The 3,345-nt window shown below is 67.8% G+C and carries 3 protein-coding genes; all 3 read left to right on the top strand.

All coding sequences use genetic code 11. The features are described from left to right. The first annotated feature begins 198 nt into the window (after window positions 1-198). The 3 genes from CRM90_RS29695 to CRM90_RS29685 all read left to right on the top strand — a co-directional run bounded on the left by CRM90_RS29695 (window position 199) and on the right by CRM90_RS29685 (window position 3,182). Window positions 199-819, top strand: coding sequence for an RNA polymerase sigma factor (locus tag CRM90_RS29695; RefSeq protein WP_011767782.1), 621 nt, complete (start codon window positions 199-201; stop codon window positions 817-819). Window positions 820-909: 90 nt separating this feature from the next. Then, a complete protein-coding gene (locus CRM90_RS29690; RefSeq protein ID WP_013470158.1) occupies window positions 910-2,370 on the top strand; it encodes a DDE-type integrase/transposase/recombinase in 1,461 nt (486 codons plus the stop codon). Then, the gene (locus CRM90_RS29685) at window positions 2,367-3,182 is read left to right on the top strand and encodes an ExeA family protein (RefSeq protein ID WP_011767780.1); all 816 of its coding nucleotides are present in this window, start codon (window positions 2,367-2,369) and stop codon (window positions 3,180-3,182) included. The genes CRM90_RS29690 and CRM90_RS29685 overlap by 4 nt, the downstream gene beginning before the upstream one ends. Window positions 3,183-3,345: the final 163 nt, after the last annotated feature.

The following is a 3,345-nucleotide window of genomic DNA, read 5'->3' as shown; positions in this document are numbered from 1 at the left end:
TGTTGACCGTCTCTCGGGATGACGACGACGGGGTATGCGGTCGTCATTGAGCGTGCTGATGTGGCCTGTGGCGCCGTCGTCGGGTTGATCTTGTTCGTGTGCACCGTCAGTGTGACGAGGAACTGATGGGTGCGCGGCACCTCGCTGAAGTCTTGGCGGGCTTGGCGAGGTGCCGCGCTGTAGTGCTCGGAGGCACTGATGGTGACGGTAGAGGTCGATCGTGTCTGCGTCGAGTCGCGGCTGGTTGGTGGGGCGATTTCCTGCCCGGCTTGTCCGGACGGGGTGTTGGGCGGCTGGGGGTATGCCCGCGCCCGCCACGTCGAGGGACTCGATGATCGGGTGCGGCCGCGCCGGGCCCGGTGCCGCTCCTGTCTGGTCACTCATGTGTTGTTGCCGGTCACCATGCTGTTGCGCAGAGCGTATGCGGCCGAGCGGGTTTGGATGGCGCTGTCGGCGCGGGCTGAGGGGGTAGGGCATCGCGGGATCGCTGCCCGACTGCAGGTACCGCCGTCGACGGTGCGGGGCTGGCTGCGGCGGGCTGGGCAGCGTCTGGAGTCGATGAGGACGTGGTTTCTCACGGTGGCGGTGGGTACGGGGATCGATGTGATGATCCCCGACGGGCTCGGCTGTGGTTGGCGCGATGTCGTGGCGGCGGTGATGGTCGCCGCGTCGGCGATCGGGCAGCGGTTCGGGCCGGCCGGGTTGCTGGGCGTGGTGACGCCGGCGCTGGTGGTGGTGGCCGTCAGCGGCGCTCGACTGTTGGCGCCTGGGTGGCCGCCGATGTCATCGGCGGTGCCGTGCAACACCAGTTGCCCCTGACGCACAGTCAGGTGATCGGTGATCCTCGCCAGGGCGCCTGCCCGACAGACGGTTTCGGGTGGGGCCATCGAGTGTGAGGAGGGCACTGCGGTGTCGTTGGAGGACCACAAGCGTCGGGAACGGGCGAATGCGATCGGGTTGTTCCGCTATCAGGTGATCTGCCCCGCGCTGGAAGAGGGGCTCTCGACCCGGCAGCGGGGCCGGGTAGTCCGTGAGATCGCCGGCCGTCGCCATATCGACCCGTTCGGCACCCAGGTCCAGATCGCGCGGGCCACCCTGGACCGCTGGATCCGGCGCTACCGCGGCGGCGGGTTCGAAGCGCTGGTCCCTGAACCGCGCCGGCTGGCCACCCGCACCGATGTCCAGGTGCTGGAGTTGGCCGCCTCGCTCAAACGGGAGAACCCGGCCCGCACCGCCGCGCAGGTGGCCCGGATTCTGCGCACCGCGACTGGGTGGGCGCCCTCGGAATCGACGCTGCTGCGCCACTTCCATCGGTGTGAGCTGATGGGCCCGGCCGCAGGTCAGAGCGCTGAGGTGTTCGGGCGGTTCGAAGCCCCCGACCCGAATGAACTGTGGGTCGGCGATGCCCTGCACGGCCCGCGGGTCGGGGACCGCAAAACCTACCTCTTCGCGTTCCTCGACGACCATTCTCGGTTGGTGGTCGGGCACCGCTTCGGGTTCGCCGAAGACACCGTGCGCCTGGCGGCGGCGTTGAAGCCGGCGTTGGCTGCTCGCGGAGTTCCCGCCTCGATCTATGTCGACAACGGGTCCGCGTTCGTCGATGCGTGGTTGCTGCGGGCGTGCGCGAAACTCGGGATCCGGCTGGTGCATTCCGCGCCCGGTCGCCCGCAGGGCCGCGGCAAGATCGAACGGTTCTTCCGCACCGTGCGTGAACAGTTCCTCGTCGAGGTGACCGACACCACCGCTGAGGACCTCGCTGCGGCCGGGGTCGACCATGCTGGTGCGTTGTTGGAGCTCAACCGGCTGTTCATGGCCTGGGTTGAAACCGAATACCACCGCCGAATCCATACCGAGACCGGGCAATCCCCACTGGCCCGCTGGGAAGCCGGCTTCGACCGGCTCGGCCACCCTGCGGCGTTGCCGACCGCCGCGGATCTGACCGAAGCGTTCCTGTGGTCGGAGTTCCGGATAGTGACCAAAACCGCCACCGTCTCGCTGCATTCCAACACCTACCAGGTCGACCCCGCCCTGGTCGGGCGCCGGGTGGAACTGGTGTTCTCCCCGTTCGACCTGCAGGCCATCGAGGTCCGCGACCAGGACAGAAGCTACGGCCAAGCCATAGCCCACACGATCACCCGCCACGCCCACCCCAAAGCCCGACCCGAAATCAGCAGCCAGACACCGCCGGCAGCCACCGGTATCGACTACCTGGCATTGACCGCCGCGGCCCACCATGAGCAGCTGCGCGATGACGAACGCATCGGCTACCACGCCCTCTACGGCGCCCAGGCCACGGCCACCGATGACAATCAGCTTCCCGGTCAACTCGCGCTGCCCAGCCTCGATCACAAGGATGGGGTGTCGGCATGAGTATTCAACGACTGCAATCACATTGGGGCTTCTCGCGGATGCCGTTCGGACGCGATCTCGCGCCGTCGATGCTGCACCGCCACCCCGGACACAGCGAAGCGATCGCCCGAATCTCCTGGTGTGTGGACCAATGCGCCATCGGAGTCATCACCGGCGAAGTCGGCGCCGGCAAAACCGTGGCCATCCGCGCCGCCGCCACCGCGCTGGACCCAGCACGACACGTCATCATCTACCTGGCCAACCCCACCATCGGGGTGCGCGGCATGCTCACCCACATCGTGGCCGCCCTCGGCCACACCCCGGTCTTTCACACCGCACGCCTGGCACCCCAGGCCGCTGACGCCCTGGCCGCCGAGCACGCCGAACGCGGCCGCAGCCCCGTCCTGGTCGTCGATGAAGCCCACCTGCTCGACAACGGTCAACTCGAAGCGATCCGGCTGCTGACCAACCACGACATGGACTCCGGATCACCATTCGCTGTCGTGCTGGTCGGACAACCCACCCTGCGCCACCGGCTACGCCTGGGCGTGTTGGCCGCACTGGATCAACGCATCGCGGTGCGCTACACCCTGCCCGGCATGACACCGGCCGACACCGCCGACTACATCAACCACCACACCAAAATCGCCGGCCGCTCCGACGTGCTGTTCGCCGACGACGCGATCACGCTGATCCACAACGCCTCACGCGGGCACCCCCGCGCGGTCAACAACCTCGCTCTCCACGCCCTGACCGCGGCGTTCGCCGCCGGTCATTCCATCGTCGGAGAGAAAGCCGCACGCATCGCCATCAGCGAAACAGCAACCGACTGAACCCAAGTCGCTTCACCACGCCGACCACGGCGTCACCACGCCGACGACCCCGTCACCGAGCCCACCACGGCCCCGCTCACCACACCGAGCGGGGCCGTTCTCATAGCCCACCCATCATCACCGCCAATGACGCCGACATCCTCATCCATAGCGACGGGCAACA

Source organism: Mycobacterium sp. ENV421 (assembly GCF_002887815.1).
In the GTDB taxonomy this organism is placed as follows: domain Bacteria; phylum Actinomycetota; class Actinomycetes; order Mycobacteriales; family Mycobacteriaceae; genus Mycobacterium.
Note: the sequence above shows the minus strand (reverse complement) of the source record. Positions and strands in the feature narration are given on the sequence as shown.

What these genes read in the sequence shown, in the direction of transcription:
- CRM90_RS29695 (WP_011767782.1), top strand. Translation starts at nt 199, where the DNA reads ATGGTGACGGTAGAGGTCGATCGTGTCTGCGTCGAGTCGCGGCTGGTT.
- CRM90_RS29685 (WP_011767780.1), top strand. Translation starts at nt 2,367, where the DNA reads ATGAGTATTCAACGACTGCAATCACATTGGGGCTTCTCGCGGATGCCG.